Annotated in this window: 20 protein-coding genes and 1 tRNA gene; 15 read left to right on the forward strand and 6 right to left on the reverse strand. The window is 63.6% G+C overall.

Translation table 11 applies throughout. From position 1 onward, the window contains the following. Positions 1 to 200: 200 nt before the first annotated feature. The 12 genes from NKJ88_RS03595 (at position 201) to NKJ88_RS03650 (ending at position 11,355) form a co-directional block, all read left to right on the forward strand. On the forward strand, positions 201 to 1,103 hold the full coding sequence (locus NKJ88_RS03595) for a DUF1003 domain-containing protein (RefSeq protein WP_023752512.1): 903 nt from the start codon (positions 201 to 203) through the stop codon (positions 1,101 to 1,103). A 162-nt stretch (positions 1,104 to 1,265) separates the two neighbouring features. Next, positions 1,266 to 1,342: transfer RNA gene (locus tag NKJ88_RS03600), tRNA-Arg, on the forward strand. Between the two features lie 298 nt (positions 1,343 to 1,640). After that, entirely contained in the window at positions 1,641 to 1,874 is a 234-nt protein-coding gene (locus tag NKJ88_RS03605) for an acylphosphatase (RefSeq protein WP_023727819.1), read from the forward strand. Positions 1,875 to 2,031: 157 nt separating this feature from the next. Further along, entirely contained in the window at positions 2,032 to 2,685 is a 654-nt protein-coding gene (locus NKJ88_RS03610) for a Rieske 2Fe-2S domain-containing protein (protein ID WP_023689147.1), read from the forward strand. Continuing rightward, positions 2,682 to 3,527: an aromatic ring-hydroxylating oxygenase subunit alpha gene (locus NKJ88_RS03615; RefSeq protein ID WP_023689146.1), complete on the forward strand. Its 846-nt coding sequence runs from the start codon at positions 2,682 to 2,684 to the stop codon at positions 3,525 to 3,527. Before NKJ88_RS03610 ends, NKJ88_RS03615 begins: the two co-directional genes overlap by 4 nt. Beyond that, positions 3,524 to 4,183 carry a glutathione S-transferase family protein gene (locus NKJ88_RS03620; protein ID WP_023689145.1) on the forward strand — a complete coding sequence of 220 codons (660 nt, stop codon included), beginning with the start codon at positions 3,524 to 3,526 and terminating at the stop codon, positions 4,181 to 4,183. Before NKJ88_RS03615 ends, NKJ88_RS03620 begins: the two co-directional genes overlap by 4 nt. Before the next feature lies 1 nt (position 4,184). Beyond that, positions 4,185 to 5,564, forward strand: a complete 1,380-nt coding sequence (locus NKJ88_RS03625; protein WP_352443575.1) for an amidohydrolase — start codon at positions 4,185 to 4,187, stop codon at positions 5,562 to 5,564. Positions 5,565 to 5,590: 26 nt separating this feature from the next. Beyond that, positions 5,591 to 6,688, forward strand: coding sequence for a BMP family ABC transporter substrate-binding protein (locus NKJ88_RS03630; protein ID WP_196814159.1), 1,098 nt, complete (start codon positions 5,591 to 5,593; stop codon positions 6,686 to 6,688). A 3-nt stretch (positions 6,689 to 6,691) separates the two neighbouring features. Next, positions 6,692 to 8,215, forward strand: a complete 1,524-nt coding sequence (locus NKJ88_RS03635; RefSeq protein WP_352443576.1) for an ABC transporter ATP-binding protein — start codon at positions 6,692 to 6,694, stop codon at positions 8,213 to 8,215. Further along, positions 8,212 to 9,312: an ABC transporter permease gene (locus NKJ88_RS03640; RefSeq protein WP_023695008.1), complete on the forward strand. Its 1,101-nt coding sequence runs from the start codon at positions 8,212 to 8,214 to the stop codon at positions 9,310 to 9,312. Before NKJ88_RS03635 ends, NKJ88_RS03640 begins: the two co-directional genes overlap by 4 nt. Beyond that, positions 9,309 to 10,220: an ABC transporter permease gene (locus tag NKJ88_RS03645; RefSeq protein WP_023700481.1), complete on the forward strand. Its 912-nt coding sequence runs from the start codon at positions 9,309 to 9,311 to the stop codon at positions 10,218 to 10,220. Before NKJ88_RS03640 ends, NKJ88_RS03645 begins: the two co-directional genes overlap by 4 nt. 547 nt (positions 10,221 to 10,767) lie before the next feature. Continuing rightward, positions 10,768 to 11,355, forward strand: a complete 588-nt coding sequence (locus NKJ88_RS03650; protein ID WP_023748289.1) for a hypothetical protein — start codon at positions 10,768 to 10,770, stop codon at positions 11,353 to 11,355. Between the two features lie 354 nt (positions 11,356 to 11,709). On the opposite strand, the gene NKJ88_RS03655 is transcribed toward NKJ88_RS03650, so the two are convergent. Then, positions 11,710 to 11,892: a hypothetical protein gene (locus NKJ88_RS03655; protein ID WP_196815106.1), complete on the reverse strand. Its 183-nt coding sequence runs from the start codon at positions 11,890 to 11,892 to the stop codon at positions 11,710 to 11,712. 218 nt (positions 11,893 to 12,110) lie between these two features. Next, complete coding sequence (locus NKJ88_RS03660) at positions 12,111 to 13,214, reverse strand: LacI family DNA-binding transcriptional regulator (RefSeq protein ID WP_023832680.1); 1,104 nt, start codon at positions 13,212 to 13,214, stop codon at positions 12,111 to 12,113. Between the two features lie 580 nt (positions 13,215 to 13,794). On the opposite strand from NKJ88_RS03660, the gene NKJ88_RS03665 reads away from it, so the two are divergent. The 3 genes from NKJ88_RS03665 (at position 13,795) to NKJ88_RS03675 (ending at position 17,449) form a co-directional block, all read left to right on the forward strand. Then, positions 13,795 to 14,757 (forward strand): sugar-binding protein, encoded by a 963-nt coding sequence (locus NKJ88_RS03665; protein ID WP_023672352.1) that lies wholly within the window; start codon positions 13,795 to 13,797, stop codon positions 14,755 to 14,757. Positions 14,758 to 14,879: 122 nt separating this feature from the next. Beyond that, complete coding sequence (locus tag NKJ88_RS03670) at positions 14,880 to 16,418, forward strand: sugar ABC transporter ATP-binding protein (protein ID WP_023672351.1); 1,539 nt, start codon at positions 14,880 to 14,882, stop codon at positions 16,416 to 16,418. Positions 16,419 to 16,462: 44 nt separating this feature from the next. Then, on the forward strand, positions 16,463 to 17,449 hold the full coding sequence (locus NKJ88_RS03675) for an ABC transporter permease (RefSeq protein WP_023672350.1): 987 nt from the start codon (positions 16,463 to 16,465) through the stop codon (positions 17,447 to 17,449). 2 nt (positions 17,450 to 17,451) lie between these two features. Here the strand turns inward: NKJ88_RS03675 and phnN are convergent, their stop codons facing one another. The 4 genes from phnN to iolB form a co-directional block, all read right to left on the reverse strand. Continuing rightward, positions 17,452 to 18,081: a phosphonate metabolism protein/1,5-bisphosphokinase (PRPP-forming) PhnN gene (gene phnN, locus NKJ88_RS03680; protein WP_023728869.1), complete on the reverse strand. Its 630-nt coding sequence runs from the start codon at positions 18,079 to 18,081 to the stop codon at positions 17,452 to 17,454. Beyond that, complete coding sequence (locus NKJ88_RS03685) at positions 18,078 to 19,232, reverse strand: alpha-D-ribose 1-methylphosphonate 5-triphosphate diphosphatase (RefSeq protein ID WP_023728868.1); 1,155 nt, start codon at positions 19,230 to 19,232, stop codon at positions 18,078 to 18,080. Before NKJ88_RS03685 ends, phnN begins: the two co-directional genes overlap by 4 nt. 34 nt (positions 19,233 to 19,266) lie before the next feature. Then, the gene (locus tag NKJ88_RS03690; protein WP_352443577.1) at positions 19,267 to 19,974 is read right to left on the reverse strand and encodes a DUF1045 domain-containing protein; all 708 of its coding nucleotides are present in this window, start codon (positions 19,972 to 19,974) and stop codon (positions 19,267 to 19,269) included. Between the two features lie 154 nt (positions 19,975 to 20,128). Continuing rightward, positions 20,129 to 20,941, reverse strand: a complete 813-nt coding sequence (gene iolB, locus NKJ88_RS03695; RefSeq protein ID WP_352443578.1) for a 5-deoxy-glucuronate isomerase — start codon at positions 20,939 to 20,941, stop codon at positions 20,129 to 20,131. Positions 20,942 to 21,035: the final 94 nt, after the last annotated feature.

Raw genomic sequence — 21,035 nt, forward strand, 5'->3', positions numbered from 1 at the left:
GCGACCTCCGTCGGCAACAGCACTTCGGCGGTCTGGTTGCCGAGCAGCAGGCGAGCGAGGCCCCGGGGGGCTGCGCCGCCACAGGCAATTGCAGCAGGCATTCATCACAAGCGCTTGCACAAGCCCCCAATCTTCACCGCCACAGTGGCTATGCCGCCTCGCCTTGGCGTATCGTGGGCGCGACAGCAGGAGCCGGCATCATGAGCCCAAACCCATCCGAACAGGCCGACAATGAAAACGACAGCGGCGGCGAGTATTTCGAGGCGCCGACCGACCACGACGCCGAGCTGGTGGCCGACGAGGCGCTGGAAGCGCCCGATGTGCCGGACTCCGAACCCCATGGCCGCCTGAAGCCGAAGCGGAAACCATCGGCGATATCGGGCCGCAAATTCCGCAAGCGCGACCTGGTGCGCATCGACGACCTGCGGCCAAGCCTGGCCGACCGCATCCGCTCCGACCATCCCGACCTGCCGCGCGGCGCCCGCATCAGCCGCGAAGAGCTCGGCCGCTACCGCATGCGCTACATGGAGGAGTTGCTGCAGCAGGAGCATGGCGAATTCTCCGAGCTCGACCGCCAGGTGGTCGAATCGATCGCCAGGCAGGACACGATTTCGGAAAACTCGGAAGAGGAGTTCGAGGAGCACCGCTCGTTCGCCGACCGCGTCTCCGACAACATGGCGGCTTTCGGCGGCAGCTGGTGGTTCCTGATCTCGTTCGGCAGCGTGCTTGCGGTGTGGATCGGCATCAATTTGATCGCGGGCGTGAGCAGCGCCTTCGACCCCTACCCCTTTATCCTGCTCAACCTGCTGCTCTCCTGCATCGCCGCCATCCAGGCGCCGATCATCATGATGAGCCAGAGACGGACGGAGGCCAAGGATCGCCTGCGCTCGTTCAACGACTACCGGGTCAACCTGAAAGCCGAGCTGGAAGTGCGCCATTTGCACGAAAAGCTCGACTATCTGATCTCGCGCCAATGGACGCGGCTGGCTGAAATGCAGCAGATGCAGCTGGATGCGATGCACGAACTGACCGGCGCGAAGAAGGCGAAGCGGGCGCCGCGCAGGGTGCGCAGGCGGGTGGCGAAGGTGGAGGTGGCGGGGTGAGTCCCGGGCTGAGGCTGCAGGGCGGACGCGAAGTTGCCAAGCCGCGCGACGTGGCTTCGAAAATATCGCCACGCCAATTGCCCGTTGAAGCCCGGCGCGGCTTCCGCTAAGAAGCCGTGGCTGGCCGGCCTATCGGCTGGTTCGTTTTCAGGTTCCTTGAAGGCACCCGTAGCTCAGCTGGATAGAGCGCTGCCCTCCGAAGGCAGAGGTCACAGGTTCGAATCCTGTCGGGTGCGCCAACTTACCGATGCATTACAATAGCTCAGATAACCCTAAAGCGCGTCGCGCTGAAACGGATTCATGCGACGCGCTTTAAAGTCTTTGTTTAATGCATGTCGTTGTCCCACAACCGCGGCACTTCTGGGCGACATGCATGAGTGCCCGGGTCTAGGCACGGGCGATCAGTCGATATTCGGTGTTATTGGCGCGTCGATTACCACTTCCGCCCGTTCAGTCAGACGCTATGCTGCTGACCGTGACACCAAGGCGCGCGTTCCGTTCGTGATGAAGCAAAGTCAACACCGCTTGCATGAGCGGATGACCATTCGCGGCCACCTCGAACCCGCGTCCTTCCTGCCCTGGATCATGCGCCATGCGGCCAAGCTCGGTCTCGCGCACCACATCGCTCATGCAAGCACCGATCGCATCGAACTCGATATTGCCGGTGCGGCGGAACTGATCGACATGATGGAGATGGGATGTTCGCTTGGGCCCATTGAAGTCTGGGTCGAGACGATCGACCGCGCGCCTGTCGAGCAAAAAAACATATAGCTTTGCGTGTGGTTACCCTCCGTTTGCACTTAATTTAATCAATATTGCAATTGCGAAATAATTATGCATACGTCAGCCGCATCGAGCGGTTCGCCAACTCCTTGCGCCGGCATCTCTCTGGTCGGGAAACAGTAGTATCAGTACGGAAAGTAAGGTCATGCTGTCCGACAAGACGGACACCTGGGTGCCGGTCGCCCTTTCCCAGGATCTGCCAACAGGACAGGTAATGCCGGGGCGGACGCCCGCCGGTCCCATTGCCCTCTGGCGAAGCCAATCGGGGCGCTTGGCGGCATCGGCGGATCGCTGTCCGCATCGCGGCATGCGCCTCTCCCATGGCTTCGTGCGCGGCGAGGCGCTCTCCTGCATCTATCACGGCTGGACCTATTCGCAGGCCGGTCAGTGCCTGCGCATTCCTGCCCATCCCAGCCTCACGCCGCCGGAGACGATTCGCGTTGCGACCCGGTTGGTCGAAGAGGCGGGCGGGATCATCTGGGTCGCTGATGGAGAGCCTGACGGCAAGCCACCCCTTTTTGAGGGTTACGTCCCGCTCCGTTCATTGACGGCCCGCGCCGGATGTTCGGCACTCTCGGTCGCTGCCGGTACGAAGGCCACCGTTGAAGGATACGTCTGGCAGGCGCCCGGCGCGCCGGCAATCCGCCTGGTGCCTATCCCGCAGGAAGCCGGCGAGACGCTGATCCACGTCCTTGTTCCAGCCGATTGCGATGCGTCCGAGCGCATCGCCGCCTCGCGAGCCGCCGAGAGCCTTCGGCGCATGGCCGAAGGGATCGAGGCGAAAGGGGCTGTGCCATGATCGACGATGCGATGCGCGACGAATGGTATCCGGTCGGGCTTTTCAGCCGGCTCGACCGCTATGGGCGCGAGACCACCCTGATGGACGAGCCGATCAAGGTTGCGCTCGACGCCGATGGCGCGGCGAAAGTGACAGGCGAAAACGGGCGCGTGCTGCCGGTTTCGGTGCGCTATGGCCATATCTGGTCGTCGCTCGGCGAACCGAAGAAACCGGTCTTCCCAATTCCCGAGGCAGACCAGCCCGGGCGCCGCTTCGTCGATGTCGGCGTGGTGCGGGTGCGCTGCTCGCCGCTCCGCGCCGTCGAGAACTTCCTCGACATCGCACACTTCCCCTTCGTCCATACCGACATCCTCGGCTCGGAGCCGCATACCGAGGTCGAAAACTACAAGGTCGAGATCCGCGAGGAAGAGGACGAGGTCTGGGCGACCCAGGTGAAGTTCTACCAGCCGCAGGCGGCGAAATCCGCGAGCGGAGGTATCACGACGGAATACATGTACCGCGTGCCGGCTCCGACCTGCTCAGTCCTCTACAAGACCTGCCCGCCGCGCCCGGGCGAATGGGATGTCATTACGCTATTCGTCCAACCGCTTGCCGAGGATCTCTGCGACGTCTGGCCGTGGATGGCGCTTTTCGATGACGAGACGCCACAGACCGACCTCATCCATTTCCAGCAGACGATTTTCCTGCAGGACCGCTCGATCCTCGAAAACCAGATCCCGCGTCTTCTGCCGCTCGATCCCGGCATGGAAATCCCGACGCGCGCCGACCTGACCTCGGTCGCCTATCGCCGCTGGCTGAAGCGCCACAATTATACCTACGGCGCGCAATTGGTGGCACAGTGAAGCTTTACGACTACATCCTCTCCCCAAGTTGCTACAAGGTGCGCCTGATGGCGACGCTGTCAGGTGTGAAGCTCGAAATCCGCCCGGTCGACTTCCATCCCGGCGCCGAGCATCGTGGCCCCGAGCTTATGGCGCTTAATCCGGGAGGCTCCATCCCGATCCTTGAAGACGGCGACCTGATCCTGACCGAGTCTTCCGCCATGCTTGGCTATCTCGCCGCGAAGGCAGCACCGGCCTGGCTCGGCAGCGGCGCCCCCGAGGAGACGGCGCGCATCCAGCAATGGCTTTCCTTCTCGCACAGGCTGACCGCCAACCTCGGCGGCGCGCGCCTGCATGAGATGCTGCTGCGCCCCGGTGACATCGGTGCGCTTCAGGCCAATGGCATAGCGGCACTACGTGAGCTGGAAGCCGGCCTCTTCGAACAAAAAATGCGTGGCGACCGGTTTCTCGCTTCCGACCGGCCGACGATTGCCGACATTGCTTGCTTTCCCTATGTCGCGCTCGCGCCCGACGGCGGCGTTTCCCTCGATTCGTATCCCACGATCCGGCTCTGGTCGCGAGCGCTCCGCAGCCTCGACAATTTCATCGAGATGCCCGGTATCCACCGGCTGCACGAGTTGAAGCCCGAACCGCGACCCATGCTGGACGAGGCGTGAGGTGACCGGCTATCTCCTGAAGAATTGCGCAGCGGTCATCACCGACGAGGGCAGGGGTCCGAGCGTCCGGCGCAATGTCGATGTGCTGACGAATGGCCCGCAGATCGAGGCAATCGGGCAAGGCCTGCACAGAAGCGAGTTGCCGGCCGGTACTATCGTGCAGGACGCCGACGGCTGGTTGGTCTATCCCGGCCTCGTCAACACGCACCATCACTTCTTTCAGTGCTTTGTGCGCAACCGTGCCGAACTCGACTGGACGAAGCTGTCGGTCATCGAATGGCTCGACCGGATCTATCCGATCTTCTCCCGGCTCAACGAGGATTGTTTCTACCACGCCTCGATCACGGCGATGGCAGAGATGATAAAGCACGGTTGCACGACGGCCTTCGACCACCAGTACAATTTTCCGCGCCATGCCGGAAAACGGCTCATCGACCGGCAGTTCGAAGCGGCCGATCTTCTCGGCATGCGTTTCCATGCCGGCCGCGGCGGCAACACGCTGCCAAAATCGGAAGGCTCGACCATTCCAGACGAGATGCTGGAGACCACGGACGAATTCATTGCCGACTGCGCACGCCTCATCGACACTTATCACGACACCAGTCCCTTCAGCATGCGTCAGGTCGTGGTCGCTCCCTGCCAGCCGGTCAACTGCTACCGCGAGACCTTCGTGGAATCGGTTTCGCTGGCGCGTGATCGCGGGGTGCGGATGCACACCCATGTCGGCGAGGGCGAAAGCCCGATCATCGAGGCCCGCCATGGCATGCGTACGGTGGACTATCTCGAGGACCTCGGATTTGCCGGCCGAGACACTTTCTATGCCCATTGCTGGGAGCTGACGCATGACGAACTGCGGCTGATGGCGGCGAGCGGCACCGGTGTCTCGCATTGCCCGGAGCCGGTCTATCTGGTGGGTGCGGAGGTGACTGATATTCCCGCCATGTCCGCCTTTGGCCTGCGCGTCGGTCTCGGCTGCGACGGTGCTGCCTCGAACGACAACTCCAACCTCATGCACTGCATCCATTCCGCCTACATGCTGCAATGCCTGGCGGCCTCGACGCGCGCTCATCCCGTGCCTGCGCCGGTCGATTTCCTCGGCTATGCGACAACGGGCGGGGCCGCGCTTCTGGGCCGCAATGACATCGGCCGACTGTCGCCCGGCATGGGCGCCGACCTCTTCGCGATCGACACGCGCCGCATGGATTATGTCGGCACGCGCCACGATCCATTGAGCCTGATCGCCAAGGTCGGTATCGGCATGCCCACCGACATGACCATGATCAACGGCCGCATCGTCTGGGAGAAGGGTGCGTTTACCGGGCTGAACGAGGCCCGGCTTGCTGCGGACGCGGAAGCCGCCTTAGCCGCGGTGGAATTCTAACAACTTAAGACAGGGGAACTGACATGCTGAACTATCTGACCCGCAGAACTCTGATGAAGGGCCTTGCCGCGACAGGGCTTGCCGGCGCGCTTGGCAGCCGTCCCGCCTTTGCGGCCGACGAGCCGCTCGGTATCACGCTCGTGCTCCCGTCGCCGGTCGGCGATGTCGGCTGGGGCCATGCGCTCGCCGCCGGCCTCGAGCCGGTCAAGGCCGCATACGGCGACAAGGTGAAGATCACCGTCATCGAGAACATCGCCGAAGGGCCGGACGCCGACCGGATCATGAACAAGACCGTCGCCGACGGTAACAAGTTCCTGATCGCCGGCTCATTCGGCTACCAGAATGGTGCATTACAGATCGCCCGCCGCGATCCTGCGGTCACCGTGCTGCATGCCTCCGGCTTCCAGACCGCGCCGAATTTCTCGCCCTTCGCGGCGAAGTATTTCCAGGGCACTTACCTGCTCGGCATAGCCGCCGCAGCTCTTTCCAAGACCGGCAAGGTCGGCTCCGTCTCGGCCTTCGCCATTCCGGAGCTGATCACCTCGATCAACGCATTTACGCTCGGCGCACAGACCGTAAATCCCGATATCGAGGTATCGGTCGTCTGGGTGAACTCCTGGTTCGACCCGGCCAAGGAACAGGAAGCCGCCAAGGCGCTGATGGCACAGAACTGCGACGTGATCTTCTCGAACGCGCAGGACACACCCTCCGTGATCTCGGCCTGCGAGGAGGCTGGCGTCTACGCGTTCAACCTCAATTCGTCGATGAAGAAATATGCACCGAAGAAATATCTCGGCTGCATCGCGACAGACTGGTCGCCCTTCTTCAAGGCTTCCGTGGATGCCCATCTCGCCGGAACTTTCAAGGGCGCCAACACCTTCCTCGGCGTCGCCGAAAAGGTGGTGGAGGTCGTGGACTGGAACTCAGATATCCCAGCCGACACGATGACGAAGATCAAGGAAGTGGCGGCGAAGATCGCCGACGGCAGCTTCTCGCCCTTCACAGGTCCAATCACCAAGGCCGACGGCAGCGAAGCCGCCGCCGCCGGTGCGACGATAGCGGATCCCGAGATCGTCGCGATGGACTGGCACGTCAAGGGTGTCACCACACCACTGCCGAAGTAAGTCATGACCCCGCCCCTTCTGTCGCTCCGCGGCATCTCGAAGAGCTACGGCCAGATCCGGGCCAACCAAGCCATCGATCTGGACGTGGCGCCCCAATCGATCCATGCGATCCTCGGGGAGAATGGGGCGGGCAAATCGACGCTGATGAAGCTCATCTATGGCGTTGAACAGCCGGACGAAGGCACCGTCGTCTGGAACGGAGAGCATCTGCGCCTTGCCTCGCCGGCTGAGGCACGGCGCAGGGGCATCGGCATGGTCTTTCAGCATTTCTCGCTGTTCGAGACGCTGACTGTCGTCGAGAACATCCAGCTCGTCGTCCCCGGCGGCAAGGCGGAGCTGGCGGGGCGCATCCGCAGCCTCGGCCAGGATTTCGGCCTTGAAGTGGATCCTCTCGCCGATGTGCACGCGCTCTCGGTCGGCGAACGGCAGCGGGTGGAGATCATCCGCTGCCTGATGACGGACCCGAAGCTGCTCATTCTCGACGAGCCGACCTCGGTCTTGCCGCCGCAGGCGGTGAAGAAGCTGTTCGACACGCTCAGGCGCCTTCGCGACCGCGGCGTGTCCATCCTGTTCATCTCCCACAAACTGGAGGAAATTCGCACGATCTGTGACCAGGCGACGGTCTTGCGTGGAGGGCGCGTTATCGGCACCGTCGACCCGCGCGACTATGATGCGCACGACCTCGCCCGGATGATGATCGGCCGCGACATGCCCGAGGTGATGCCCGCGTTGGCCATGCCCGAGGGGGAGAAGCGGCTGGAAATAATCGACATGGACTACACGCCGGACGACCCCTTTGCCACGCCGCTCTCCGGCATCAGCCTCACGGTACGATCAGGCGAGATCCTTGGCATAGCCGGAATATCGGGCAATGGCCAAGGCGAGCTTGCCGCGCTCATCTCGGGCGAAGCGATGCTGCTGAAGGAACAACGCGACCGAATCTACATGATGGGCCGCGACGTAGGCACACTCGATGCGGCCGCGCGCAGGAGATTTGGCTTCGCCTTCGTGCCCGAAGACCGGCTGGGACGCGGCGCGGTCCCTGAAATGTCGCTCGTGCTCAACACCGTTCTTACCGCCCATTCTTTCGATCTCGTGAGGCGCGGCCTCATCAACAGCGCCGGAGCGACGGCTTTCACCAGCGAATGCATCCGTCGGTACGACGTCCGCGCCTCCGGCCCGGATGCCGAAGCGGGCTCGCTGTCCGGCGGCAACTTGCAGAAATTCATCGTCGGTCGCGAGATGATGCTGTCGCCAAAACTGCTTTTCGTGGCGCAGCCGACCTGGGGTGTAGACATTGGCGCTGCATCCGCCATCAGAAGGCGGCTCATCGCGTTGCGCAACCTGGGCGTGGCGATCCTCGTAATTTCCGAGGAACTCGAGGAACTTTTCGAACTCTGCGATTTCATCCAGGTGCTCCATCATGGAATGCTGAGTCCGCCTCTGGTCACGCGGGACACGCGCCCCGAAGACATCGGCAGATACATGATCGGAGCACATGCCTCGCCAGAGAAGGTTCCTGCATGAGCGTTTGGGCCGCGACGTTCCTCCCCGCGCTCGTCCGCCGGGAGCATGCCTCGCTCGTCGCGGCCATGCTGGCCCCGGCTGTCGCGCTTGGCATGGCGATCATCCTCAATCTGGGCCTTTATGTGCTGATAGGCCGAGATCCGGCGGCCGTCCTGTACGCGATGCTTCTCGAGCCGTTCCTCTCCTGGGCATCGTTTGCGGAGGTGCTGCTGAAGGCGGGGCCCCTTCTCCTCATTGCTCAGGGGCTGGCGATCGGTTTCCGCGCAAAAGTGTTCAACATCGGCGCGGAGGGCCAGTTTATCCTGGGCGCTATTTTCGCCTCGGCGATCCCCGTCTGGTTTCCGCAGGCGACCGGGCAGTGGATCTGGCCGCTGATGCTGCTTCTCGGTGCCCTCGGCGGTGCACTTTGGGCATCTATCACCGCCTTCTGGCGCGTCAGGCTCAATGCGAACGAGATCCTGGTCTCCCTGATGCTGAGCCTCGTTGCGGCGCAAGTCCTCAACTACCTGCTGCTCGGCCCATGGAAGGACCCGGCCGGCTTCAATTTCCCACAATCCGTCATGTTTCAGAACGACGCGATGGTGCCGACCCTGATCACCGGTACCCGCGTCAACGTCTCGCTGCTCATCACACTTGCGCTCTCGCTGGTGGCCTGGGTTTTCATGCAGCGAAGCTTCATGGGGTATAAGCTCAAGGTCGGCGGCCTTGCCCCGCGCGCGGCCGGTTACGCCGGCTTCAGCGAAGGGCGTGCGATTTGGCTATCGCTTCTGATCGGTGGCATGGCGGCGGGACTGGCAGGCGCGGCGGAAGTCGCGGGTCCGCTCGGCCAGCTGCAGCGCTCGATCTCGACCGGCTACGGTTATGCGGCCATCATTGTCGCCTATCTCGGCGGCTTGCATCCAGTCGGCATCATCTTTTCCGCGCTCTTCATGGCTGTCCTCTATATCGGCGGCGACAATGCGATGGTGTCGGCAAACCTGCCGATCGCCGCCGTCCGCGTCTTCCAAGGCAGCTTGCTGCTCGCCTATCTCGGCGCTGTGGCCTTCGTGCGCTACCGCATCGAGTGGCGCCGCCCCCATCACCTGAGCCAGCCATGAACGCCGTCGAGTTCATTATTTCGGGCATGCTCGCAGCGGCAACCCCCTTTCTCCTTGCCGCACTCGGCGAGTTGGTGGTCGAGCGCGCCGGTGTTCTTAACCTCGGCGTAGAGGGCCTGATGGCCCTCGGCGCGGTGCTCGCGTTCATCGTCGTCTACCACGGCGGTGGACACCTGCTGGGGTTCGTTGCCGCCGGCCTCGGTAGCGCCGTCCTGTCCCTCGTCTTTGCAGTGCTGGCACTCGGATTCCGGGCAAACCAGGTCGCGACAGGCCTTGCGATCGGCATTCTCGGCCAAGGCCTTTCGGCGCTGTTCGGCAAAAGCTACGAGAGCTTGACGGTGAAGGGGCTCCCGAAACTTGCCTTTCCCGGCCTCTCGGAAATCCCGGTAGTCGGCAGGCTGTTTGTCCAGGACATCGTCGTATGGCTTTCCCTTGCCGTGACGTTTGCGATCTGGGCGATGTTTGCCTATACGAGAGTCGGCCTTGTCGTGAGGGCAATCGGCGAGAATCCCAAGGCAGCCCATGCCATCGGCTATCCGGTCATCGCTATCCGTATCGCGGCCATAGCTTTTGGTGGCATGATGGCGGGTTTTGCCGGCGCCTATGCGGCGGCGGTGTACACGCCCCTTTGGGCGGACGGTATGATTGCCGGACGTGGCTGGATCGCGATCGCACTCGTTGTCTTTGGTACGTGGCTCGCTGGCCGCATCTTCCTGGGTGCCTGCCTCTTCGGTGCGGTTTCGCTGATGAGCCTCGCCGCCCAGGCGACCGGTCTGGACTTGCCATCGCAACTGCTTTCCAGCCTTCCCTATCTCGTTACGATCGTCGTGCTCGGTGTCATCTCGGCGGACCGCCGCTTGCTCAGGCTGAACGGTGTCGCCTCGCTTGGCGAACCCTTCGAACGTTAGCCGGGATTAAAGTGGATTTGCGAAACTCGGCGTAAGTTGAAGAGATTCGAAACGCCAGCGGACGATCGGCATCCGATCCAAAGGGCAGAAACGCCAAACGGGGCGAAGGTATGCCCGCAAGGGTAGCGCTGACGCCGTCGACTGCGAGCAGCGGAACGATGTGGCGCACAACGCGCCCGACATCGGTGGAGATCGTCGCGGGTTTCTTGGATCGTCCCCTTTTCTGCAGTACGAGCCCCATTCTCGAGGGTCCATTCTCCACCGCAGCCTAGGGAAGCGGCGTCGCAAGATGGCCTGAGGCATGCGCCCGGTAAATTCCCGCATGCGAGCACTCGTCCTGCCTGTCTAAGGTTCCGAGTCTAACCGCAAATCCTCGATTTTTTCCGCCAATTCCAACATATATATTCCGGTCGCCGCAAGAAGCCATAACAACGATTTCCAATACTACCTATTCTTGCAGAAACTAAAAACGCTACACTCGCGTAATCATATTGGTAACGGATGCTGTTCAACCTGCGTCCAGGCAACCAGCACGGGGAGCGGCGTTATGGATTTCTTTAAAAGTTTAACAAAGGTCTTGGCCGGCGGCGCGGTTTCCGTAGCTTTGTGCTTTCCGGCTGGCGCGGGCGGGCTCAGTGTGGGCATCGGCGGCAGCGGTGGGGTGGGTGTTTCGGTCGGCGGCAGTGGCGGCGGGCTTGGCGTCGGTGTCTCGGTCGGCGGGAGCAAGGGCGTCAATGCCGGAGCGACGGTCGGAGGCACCAGCGGCACCACCGCCAGTGTCGGCGCCTCGGTTGGCAGCGGCGTTACCGCCGGCGCCGGCGTATCGGTCGGCACGGGCGTCGGGGTCGGGGTCGGCGCAACCGTCGGCAGCGGTGTCGGGGTCGGCGCCGGGGTCGGGGTGGGCAGTGGAGTGACGGCCGGGGTCGGCGTCGGCATTGGCACACAGACAACGACCACCAGCCCCAGGGATCCCAACACGCCGGCGGTGCCGGCGCGACCGGCGGTGGTTGCCATCAGCGCCATGTCGGCCGGCCAGATCGCCAAGATGAAAAAACGCTGCGCCAGCGTGCTCAGCGGCAAGGGCACCTACGACCGGGACCTGAAGGAGCTCTGCCGGATATTGGCGCGGCGCTGAGTACCGCAACATCGCATCTGCCGTGGGGCGTCAGTCTCTCAGCCAGCCACTGCCGCAAGGTGGCGGGCATTCTTAGGGGGTAGCTTTGCCAAGCGGTTCAGAGTTCGCGGAAAGGCGGAACCGCTCAGGCTGTGCGCTTTCATCGGCGGCATTCCGCATGGCTTGGTCGCCGAGCCGAAGGAAGCGCGCCGCCCGGTAGCGGCCTTGCTCCGACCTCTGCCGTCCGTCCGGTCACCCGTTTGGGCCGGCTCGAAGATTCGCCTCTGGCCTTTTGTATCACCCGCTCTAGCTGCTTTGTGTTAGGCTCGTCATGTTAGCCTTGTCTTGCTGATGGAGGTTTTGATGGATCGGCGATCATTCTTGACAGCATTGTTTGGCGTTGCGGGGGCCGCGGCGCTTGCTACCGCGGTTCGGCCTCTCGAGGCCGTGGCCGGGGTTCCCAATGTCGGTAACGGCATTCTCGATGAACTCGACAAGCAGGATGCCAATTCGTTTGATGACGACGAAGGCGCTGGCGATGTCGAGCAGATCTCGCATCGGCGATGGCACCATCGTCGCCACCACAGGCGGCATGTCTGGAGACGGCACTGCCGCACGTTCTGGCGGCATGGCCGGTTGCGCCGGCGCTGCTATCGCAGGCGCTCCTTCGTCGTCTTGCGGTTCTAACCGCGGCACGTTCCCGGATTGACCCTGCCCTGAGGCGCAAACACCAAACAGACCCATCCCGATTTGCATCGGGATGGGCTGGTTCAGCTTTATCCAGCCACAGCTGCCACCGAATCCCGCTGCACCAGCGGGCATTCCAGCTTGGTGATTGGATAGCGGCCGCGGCCGGGAGGCGGCGGCACTTCGAGCTGTTCGATCGCCCATTGGCCCATCGCCATGTGCGGCAGGATCGATGTTGTCAGCGGCGGGAACAGGTGGCGGGCGATCTCCTCGTCGTCATAGCCGACGACGGAGATGTCCTGCGGGATGTGCAGGCCCGCCTCCTTCAGCGCTTCGTAGCAGCCGATGGCTGTGCGGTCGTTCTGGCAGAAGATGGCGGTCGGGCGCTCCTTGAGCGCCAAAAGCTTAACGGTCGCGGCATAGCCGGCGCTCGCCGACCAGTCGCCCTCGACCACCAGTTCGGGATCGAACGGGATGTCGGCGGTGGCGAGCGCTCTGCGGTAGCCTTTCAGCCGGTCCTGCGCGGCCTGCATCCACGGCTCGCCGGTGATGGTGGCGATGCGGCGGTGGCCGTGGCCGATCAGATGCCGGGTCGAGTTCTGGCCGCCGGCGATCTCGGACGGCACCACGGCCGGGAAGGCATAATCGGCCGTGTAGCAGTTGAGCAGGATGACCGGGATGTCGAGGCCGTAGAGGAAGTCCGGTGCCGTGATCTCGCGGGTGAAGATGGTCATGTAGACCAGCGCCGAGATGCCGCGCCTGGTGAGCGCCGCAATGGCGCGCGGCTCCATGACGGAGTCGCCCATGGTCTGCGCCACGAGCAACACATTGCCGGCGTTCCACGACGCCTGGCGCGCGCCCTCGATGGCGACAACGGCTTCCGGGCTTGTCGCCAGCTGGTCGACGGCGAAACCGATGACACTGTCAAGTCCATCGAAGGCGGGAACAGGTTTGCGCAGCGCCGAGAAGGCGGGTGCTGCGTAGCCGAGCGCACGCGCGGCGTCGATCACCCGCTCGCGCGTCTGCTGCGACAGCCGGATGCCGGGCGAATCGTTGAGCACGAAAGAGACGGTCGCCTGCGAGCACCCGGCTGCCCTGGCGATGTCGGTCATGGTGACGCGGCCGCCCTTGGCGGCTCTCGCCGGCGCCTTGCGCCGCTTCGCCGTGTCGTCGGGATCCCTCGTCTCGCTCATGGCATTGCGTCCCAATCCCCAGCCTGTCTAGTCGCAAGCCTGCCACACCGACAAGATGGTGTCGCGCCGTCGACCGATGGAAATAGTCGAAGGCGTTTATCTTTATTAGCAGCTTTGAAGTTCCCCGCCATGCCGCTGCGGGCCGCGTGAAATTCGAGGACTGCAAGGCATCTGCTTGCGCGAAGCGGTGCTGCACCTGTTCGGGAAAACTAGACCTAGGGCCACCGCCGAGTGTCCGCGCGGGACCTCTGCTAATAGTGTTTACTAATACAAAACGACGCTGTAACGTCAATCCGCCGTGTCCGGTCAGGTGGGACCCGTGCGGCGAGAAGTGCACGTGAATGGCCCGATGGCGAGCGGGGTTTGCCTCCGCAAGCGTGGTCTCGGACATGTGATATGTCAGACAAATCAGACTATTTACGAGCACGGGATGAGTCTCTAATGTCCGTGATCGCGACCGACGACGCCATTCTTCAGCGCCGGGAACCCCTGAGGAGGAGGGCGTCCAAATCGCGAGCGGCAAGTCAGTGAATGCAAGATCGGTTCAGTCCGACGACTGAGCCAAAACGGGAGGTTGAACATGAAATCCTTGATACGACATGCATCCGTGGCCACCGCAGCCCTGCTGCTTGGCCTGACCGCGACAGCCATTGCGCGCGCCGACGACAAGCCGACGCTGGCCTTCGTCGTCAACGGCGCTTCCGATTTCTGGAAGGCCGCCGAAGCCGGCGTCAAGAAGGCGCAGGCCGAATTGCCCGACTACAATCTCGAACTCAAATATCCCGAGCAGTCCTCGGTCGCCATCCAGCAGCGGCTGATGGATGATCTGGTGACCGCCGGCGTCAAGGGCATCATGGTCTCGGCCGTCGATCCCAAGACCTCGACCGACGGTCTGAACAAGATAGCGTCGGAAACGGCGCTGTTCACCACCGACTCCGATGCCCCGCAGACCAAGCGTGTTGCCTATATCGGCTCGTCCAATGTCGACGCCGGCAAGCAGGCGGCCGAGATCGCCAAGAAAGCGATGCCGGACGGCGGCAAGTGCCTCGGCTTCGTCGGCCTGCTCGGCGCCGACAATGCCAAGGAACGCATCCAGGGCATGAAGGACGGCCTCGCCGGCAGCAAGATCGAACTGGTGGACGTGCGCGGCGACGACATCGACCAGGCGCGCGCCAAGAAGAATGTCGAGGACGCGCTGGTCGCCAGCCCCGACATCACCTGCATGGTCGGCTTCTATTCCTACAACACGCCGCGCATCTATGAAGCGCTGCGCGACGCCGGCAAGCTCGGCTCGATCACCGTCGTCGGCTTCGATGACGATCCGATCACGTTGGGCGGCGTCAAGGAAGGCACCGTGGCGGCCACCGTCGTGCAGCAGCCCTTCGAATGGGCCTATCAGGGCATGAAGCTGATGGCCGCCTATCTCAAGGGCGACAAATCAGGCATTCCGGAAGGCGGCCTGATCATCATCCCGACCAAGATCATCGGTAAGGACGATGTCGACACCTATGCCGCCAATCTGAAGGCGATGTCCGGAAACTGAGACCACGAGCAGTTGCGCCGGCTCAGGGTTCGCCTTGAGCCGGCGATCGTGTTGACGGGTCGGCCAAGGCCCGTCAGTCTGTAGCCCACCGGCTGCTGGCAAGCCTGATCAAATATGGCGTGATGAATTATTCCGACCCATCTATCGTCGCAACCACCCCGTTCCTCGGCCTCGAGAACGTGCGCAAGACCTATCCGGGCGTGGTGGCGCTGGACGGCTTTTCCATGGAGGTCAGGCCGGGCGAGGTGATCGGCCTGGTCGGCGAAAACGGCGCCGGCAAATCGACCTTGATGAAGATCCTCGGCGGCGTCACCAGGCCGGACAGCGGCGCCATCACCGTCGACGGCGTTGCGCATGACGGGCTCACCGTCGAAGGCAGCCTGGGGTCGGGCATCGCCTTCGTCCACCAGGAACTCAATCTCTTCGAAAACCTCGATGTTGCCGCCAATATCTTCTTCGGCCGCGAGCCGTTGCGCGGCGGGCCGCTGAGATTGGTCGACCGCGCCAAGCTGCGCGAAATGGTGGCGCCACTGCTGAAGCGCGTCGGCGCCAATTTCTCCGCCGATACGCCGGTTGCCTCGCTGTCGCTGGCGCAGCAGCAGATGGTCGAGATCGCCAAGGCACTGTCGATCAAGGCGCGGCTGGTGATCCTCGACGAGCCGACGTCGAGCCTGCCGCTCGCCGAAACCGACAAGCTGCTCGACGTCATCAAGGCGCTGAAGGCCGATGGCATCAGCGTCATCTTCATTTCGCACCGGCTGCATGAGGTCGAGCGCGTCGCCGACCGCGTCGTGGTGCTGCGCGACGGCATGCTGGCTGGCACCTTGCCGAAGAGCGCCATCAACCACGACCAGATGGTCAAGCTGATGATCGGCCGCATGCTGAAGGAGCGCGAGAAGGCCTCCGAGGCGGCTCGGGCGCCGGGCGCCACTGCGCTCTCGGCCAAAGCCATCCGCACCCCCGCCTACCCTGCCCGGCCGGTCGACCTCGACATCAGGCGCGGTGAAATCCTCGGCCTCGCCGGCCTTGTCGGCTCCGGCCGCACCGAACTGGCGCGGGTGTTCTTCGGCATAGACAGCACGCTTGGCGGTGGGCTCGAACTCGACGGCAAGCCGCTTGTGCTGGGTTCGGCGGCCGATGCGGTCGCGCATGGCATTTTTCTGGTTCCGGAAGACCGCAAGCTGACCGGCATTTTGCTTGACCTGTCGATCGCGCAGAACATCTCGCTGCCCAACCTGCCGGCGCATGCGAAGCGTCGACTGGTGTCGGCAAGCGCCGAGACCGCCACCGCCGAGAAGCAGAAGAGCAATCTCGGCATCAAGGCGCCGTCGGTGCAGACGCGAACCGGCACGCTGTCGGGCGGCAACCAGCAGAAGGTGGTGCTGGGCAAATGGCTGGCGATGAACCCGAAGGTGATGATCCTCGATGAGCCTACGCGCGGCATCGATATCGGCGCCAAGGCCGAGATTTACGGGCTGATGCGAGCCTTGGCCGATGCCGGCGTGGCCGTGCTGATGATCTCCAGCGACATGGAAGAGGTGATCGGCGTGTCCGACCGCATCGCCGTCATGCATGAGGGCCAGATCTCGGGCATTCTCGACAAAGAACAATTCAGCCAGGAAAACGTGCTGTTGCTGGCGGTCGGCAAGCCGGCAAACTAGCGGGCTTCAGGCGATTGCCGGTCCGGCGCATTGGGGAGAAGACGATGAGCAAAAAAGATCTCGGCCTGCTGATCCTGATCCTGGTGGTCGGCGCCGTGGTGACCGCCATCAACCCGCGCTTTCTTTTGCCGATCAACCTCGCCAACACCTCGAACCTGATCGGCCTGTTCGGGATCCTCGCCATCGGCCAGGCCTTCGTCATCATTACCGGCGGCATCGAATTGTCGGTGGGATCGCTGGTGGCGCTGCTCGGCACGCTATTCATCGATTTCATCGCCGTGCGCGACATGCCATGGCCGCTGGCGCTGCCGCTGATCCTGGTGCTGGGCGGCATCATCGGACTGGCGCATGGCTGGCTGATCACAAGGCTGAAATTGCAGCCCTTCGTGGTCACGCTGTGCGGCCTTTTGATCTATCGCGGGGTCGCCCGTTTCTATACCGCCGACGGCACCGCCGGCTTCGCCTTCGGCCAGAATTTTCCCGAGCTCGAATTCCTCACCGCGGGCCGCAGCTATGGCGTGCCCAACAGCTTCATCGCACTGATCGTCATTTCGATCGTCATGTGGGTGGTGCTGCACCGCTCGGTGTTCGGACGCTACCTCTATGCCATCGGCAAGAACGAAGAGGCGGCGAAATATTCGGGAATTCGCACCGGCCGTGTCGTCATGGCCGCCTATGTCATCTGCGGCGTGCTGACGGCGCTGTCGGCGATCTATTTCGCCATGTACACGCGCTCGATCTCGCCGGCCAGCCACGGCCAGTTCTACGAGCTCTACGCCATTGCCGCCGCCGTTCTCGGCGGCTTCTCGCTGCGCGGCGGCGAAGGCTCGCTGGTCGGCGTCATCCTGGGCACCGTGCTGCTGCAGGAGTTGCAGAACCTGGTCAATCTGCTCGGCATCCCGTCCTCGCTCAACTTCGCGGTGATGGGCGGCGTGATCCTGATCGGCGTGCTGGTCGACCAGCAATGGGGCGTGTTCCGCGCAAGGCGGCTGATGCTCGATGCCAGCCGGAAGACTGTCGCGGCGGAGTAGCGCTACATCACGCCGGATATATCCGAGAAGGCCATCGCCTTGCGCAGCACCTCGGCGAAGCGTTCTCCGGCGGCTTCGCGCCGGCCGCCATTGTCGATCGAGGTGACGCCGGAGCCGGACAAAGCGACATTGGCGCCGCGGGCGAGCCGAGCCAGCACTTCGCCGCGCGATTCGCGGCCGCGCTGGGCGAGACGCTCGGCGAGGATTTCCGGCGAGGCGGTGATCTCGACGACAGCCAGATTGGCATAGCGCTCCCGCAGCACCGGGATGACTGCGCGCGAGACATTGGCGACCGCGACATGGCCATTGGCGATGGACCAGTCGACATCGGCCGGAATGCCGTAGCGCAGGCCGTGCGCCTCCCAGGAAATGGCGAAGGCGCCGTCGGCCTCGGCTTCGACAAAGGCCGCGTCGGCCAGCGTGTCGTGATCCTCGCTTGCCGCATCGCTCGGCCTGGTGATGACCCGGCGGACGAACTCCAGCCTCGTCTCGTCGGCAAACAAGGTGCGGGCATAACCGATTACCGTATCCTTGCCGGCGCCACTCGGGCCGACGACGGCGACGAAGACGCCGTTGCGGACCGGAAAGGCCTCGCTGGTCAGTTCGCGCTCGATCGACGCCGAGACCATCAGGCGACCCGCCGCCCTTGGCGCCAGACGGTGCGCACGACCGGCACATGGTCGTCGACGCGCACCCGCACGAGGTCGGCGCGGCGGCCCTGTTCGATGACGCCGCGGTCGTTGAGGCCGATGGCCTCGGCCGGGTTCTTCGACACCATCGCGACCGCCTGCGGCAAGGAGATGCCCTCGACGACGTCGCCGAGGAAGAAGGCCGACTGGATCAGGCTGAAAGGGATATAGTCGGACGACAATATGTCGAGCAGGCCGTCGCCGGCCAGCGTGCGGGCCGAGACATTGCCCGAATGCGAGGAGCCGCGCATGACGTTGGGCGCGCCCATCAGCACGCCGAGCCCGGCATCCTTCGAGGCCTTGGCGGCTTCCAGCGTGGTCGGGAATTCCGCGACGCGCACGCCTTGTTCGATCGCCTCGTCGACATGGCCTGATGTGGCGTCGTCATGGCTCGCCAGCACAATGCCCCGCTCGTTGCAGGCGGCTGATATCGCCACCCGGTTCGGTCCCGAATTCTTCGCTGATTCCGACATCCGCTTTTCGCAGAACAATTGGAAGTCGCGATCGGTCAATTTCAGCTTGCGCTGATAGTAATGGGCGTAGGTCTCGAGATTGACGAACTGACGCTGTCCCGGCGCATGGTCCATCAGCGAGGCCAGCTTGACCCGCCCGTCGCCATCGAAATTGGCGAAAGCCCGCAAGCAATCCGGCGCCGAGACCTCGCAGCGCAGGTGCAGGAAATGGTCGGCCCGCAACCGGTCTTTCGCGACGCTGTCCTCGATCGCGCCGGCGAGCTTGCGGATGTCGTCGGAGGTAATATCCGCGTCCTCGTCCATGCCGACACGCAAAGCGTCGAGCACGGTGGTGATGCCGGCGGTGGCCACCTGCGCGTCATGGGCAAGGACGGCGGCGATCGGGTTCCAGCGCACTTTCGGGCGCGGCGCATAGTGGCCTTCGAGATGGTCAGTGTGCAGCTCGACCAGGCCGGGAATGATGTAGTCGCCGCCCATGTCCTCGCCGCCCATGCTCCCGCCGGTGTGGCCGGTGCCGGCGTCGACGCCGGAGATAAAACCGTCGCGCAGCACGAGCGACCCTTCGACGATCTCGTCGGCAAGCACGATGCGGGCGTTGTGGAGAACAGTTTCGGCGGTCATTCAGGCAGTCCTTGCTTACTCGGACGAATTGCGGTCAGGCGGTTTTTCGGGCAGCGCGGCGGCCGAGCGCATGATGCGAAAGCACCATGAACGGAGCGCCCGGTTCGGTTTCGACGAACAGCGTCAGCGCATCCACCAGCACCGGCTGCTGCAGCACATCGGCGAACAGGCTGTCAATTGCCGCGCGCAGACGTTGGCTTTCCTGCGGCCCGGCCCGGCCGGACAGTGTCATGTGGAAGCGAAAGGTCTCAAACACATAGGGATAGCCCCACTGGCAGAGATTGCGGAACTCGGCCGGCTTCAGCGAATCCGGGCTGCGCCGCTCGATCTCGGCCTCGGTGAGCGGCGCGCGAAAACGGTCGAAGCTAAGCACGACATCATCGGCGAAACGGTTGAGCGGCGGCAGCGGGCCTTCCGGCACCAAAGCGAAGAAACCATCGATCTGGCTGACGACCAGGCGCGGGATGGTGACCGTCGGCGTTGCTTCGGCAAAGGCGTCCAGCGCCGCGCGCAACGAGCTTTCGGTTTCGTTGGCGGCCAACCGGAAGGGCGCTTTCAGCGTCGCATGAAAACCGTAGCGCCGCGCCGATGCGGTGTGAAAGGCGACTTCGGCCGCCGACAGCTCGCCCACCGCCTCGACCGGCCTGGTGGCGGCGCCAAAGGGGTGGCGGCCCAGCCAGTTGGCGGCGATCCGCGCCAACGGCTCGTCCTGCCTTGGGGTGAAATAGATGGCGTAGCGCATCGAAAAAAATCCTCGTCAGCCCGCTGCCATAGGTGATTTCCATGACGGATTGACGAAGCTTATGCGGGTTTTCGAAGGCAAATCGACCCAATGGATCGTTAGCCGACGATTTTTTGCTGCTGGACCAACCGCTTCCGGCGCAAGCGAAGGCCGATCAGGCCTTCGTCAGCCACTCGTGCTCGGGCGCGTTGTGGAACTTCCACGTCCGCTTCGGCCCGGCCATGACGTTGAGGTAATAGAGGTCGTAGCCGTGGCAGGCGGCGCAGGGGTGATAGCCCTTGGGCACCAGCACAACATCGCCGTCCTCGATCGCCATGGCTTCGTCCAGCTCGCGGGCGCCGGTCTTGTCGGCGTCGGTGTAGACGCGCTGGAAGGCAAAACCCTGCGGCGGGTTGAGGCGGTGGTAGTAGGTTTCCTCGAGATAGGATTCGGCAGGCAGATTGTCCTGGTCGTGCTTGTGCGGCGGGTAGCTCGATGTGTGGCCGCCGGGCGTGATGACCTCGACCACCAGCAGCGAGTCGGCGGGCTTGCCCTCGGGCAATATGTTGGTGACGTAGCGCGTGTTGGTGCCTTTGCCCCGAGTCTCCTGGCCGAGGTCGTCGGGTGCGATGACGCGAACGGGCAAGCCGCCGCCCAGGCCCGGCGCCGAGCAGACCGCGAGTTCGAGATCGGTGTCGGCGGTGACCGACCAGTCCGAACCCTCCGGGATATAGACCGACCACGGCTTGCCCTCGAAGGGCGACATGCGCTCGCCGAGCAGGCCGAGTTCCCGGCCGCCGGCCTTTGCCGTGCCCTTGCCGGTGACGAACACCAGGCAGACTTCGCGATCCTGCGTCTTGCCGGATGCGGTCTCGCCCGGCTTCAGCCGGTGCAGGTCGAAGCCGACATAGGTCCATCCGGCGCTGTTGGGCGTGACATGCGCGACGCGGCCATGGCCCTTGTCGGCTTTGACGAGCAGTTTCGACATGTTTTGTCTCCTATCGCAAGTCTTCGAGGTCGGCCTCTCAACTTCGTCATCCTAGGGCGAAGCAGGAGCGAAGCTCCGTCGCGAAGACCCTAGG

It is taken from the genome of Mesorhizobium sp. M0016 (genome assembly GCF_040324035.1).
Classification (GTDB): domain Bacteria; phylum Pseudomonadota; class Alphaproteobacteria; order Rhizobiales; family Rhizobiaceae; genus Mesorhizobium.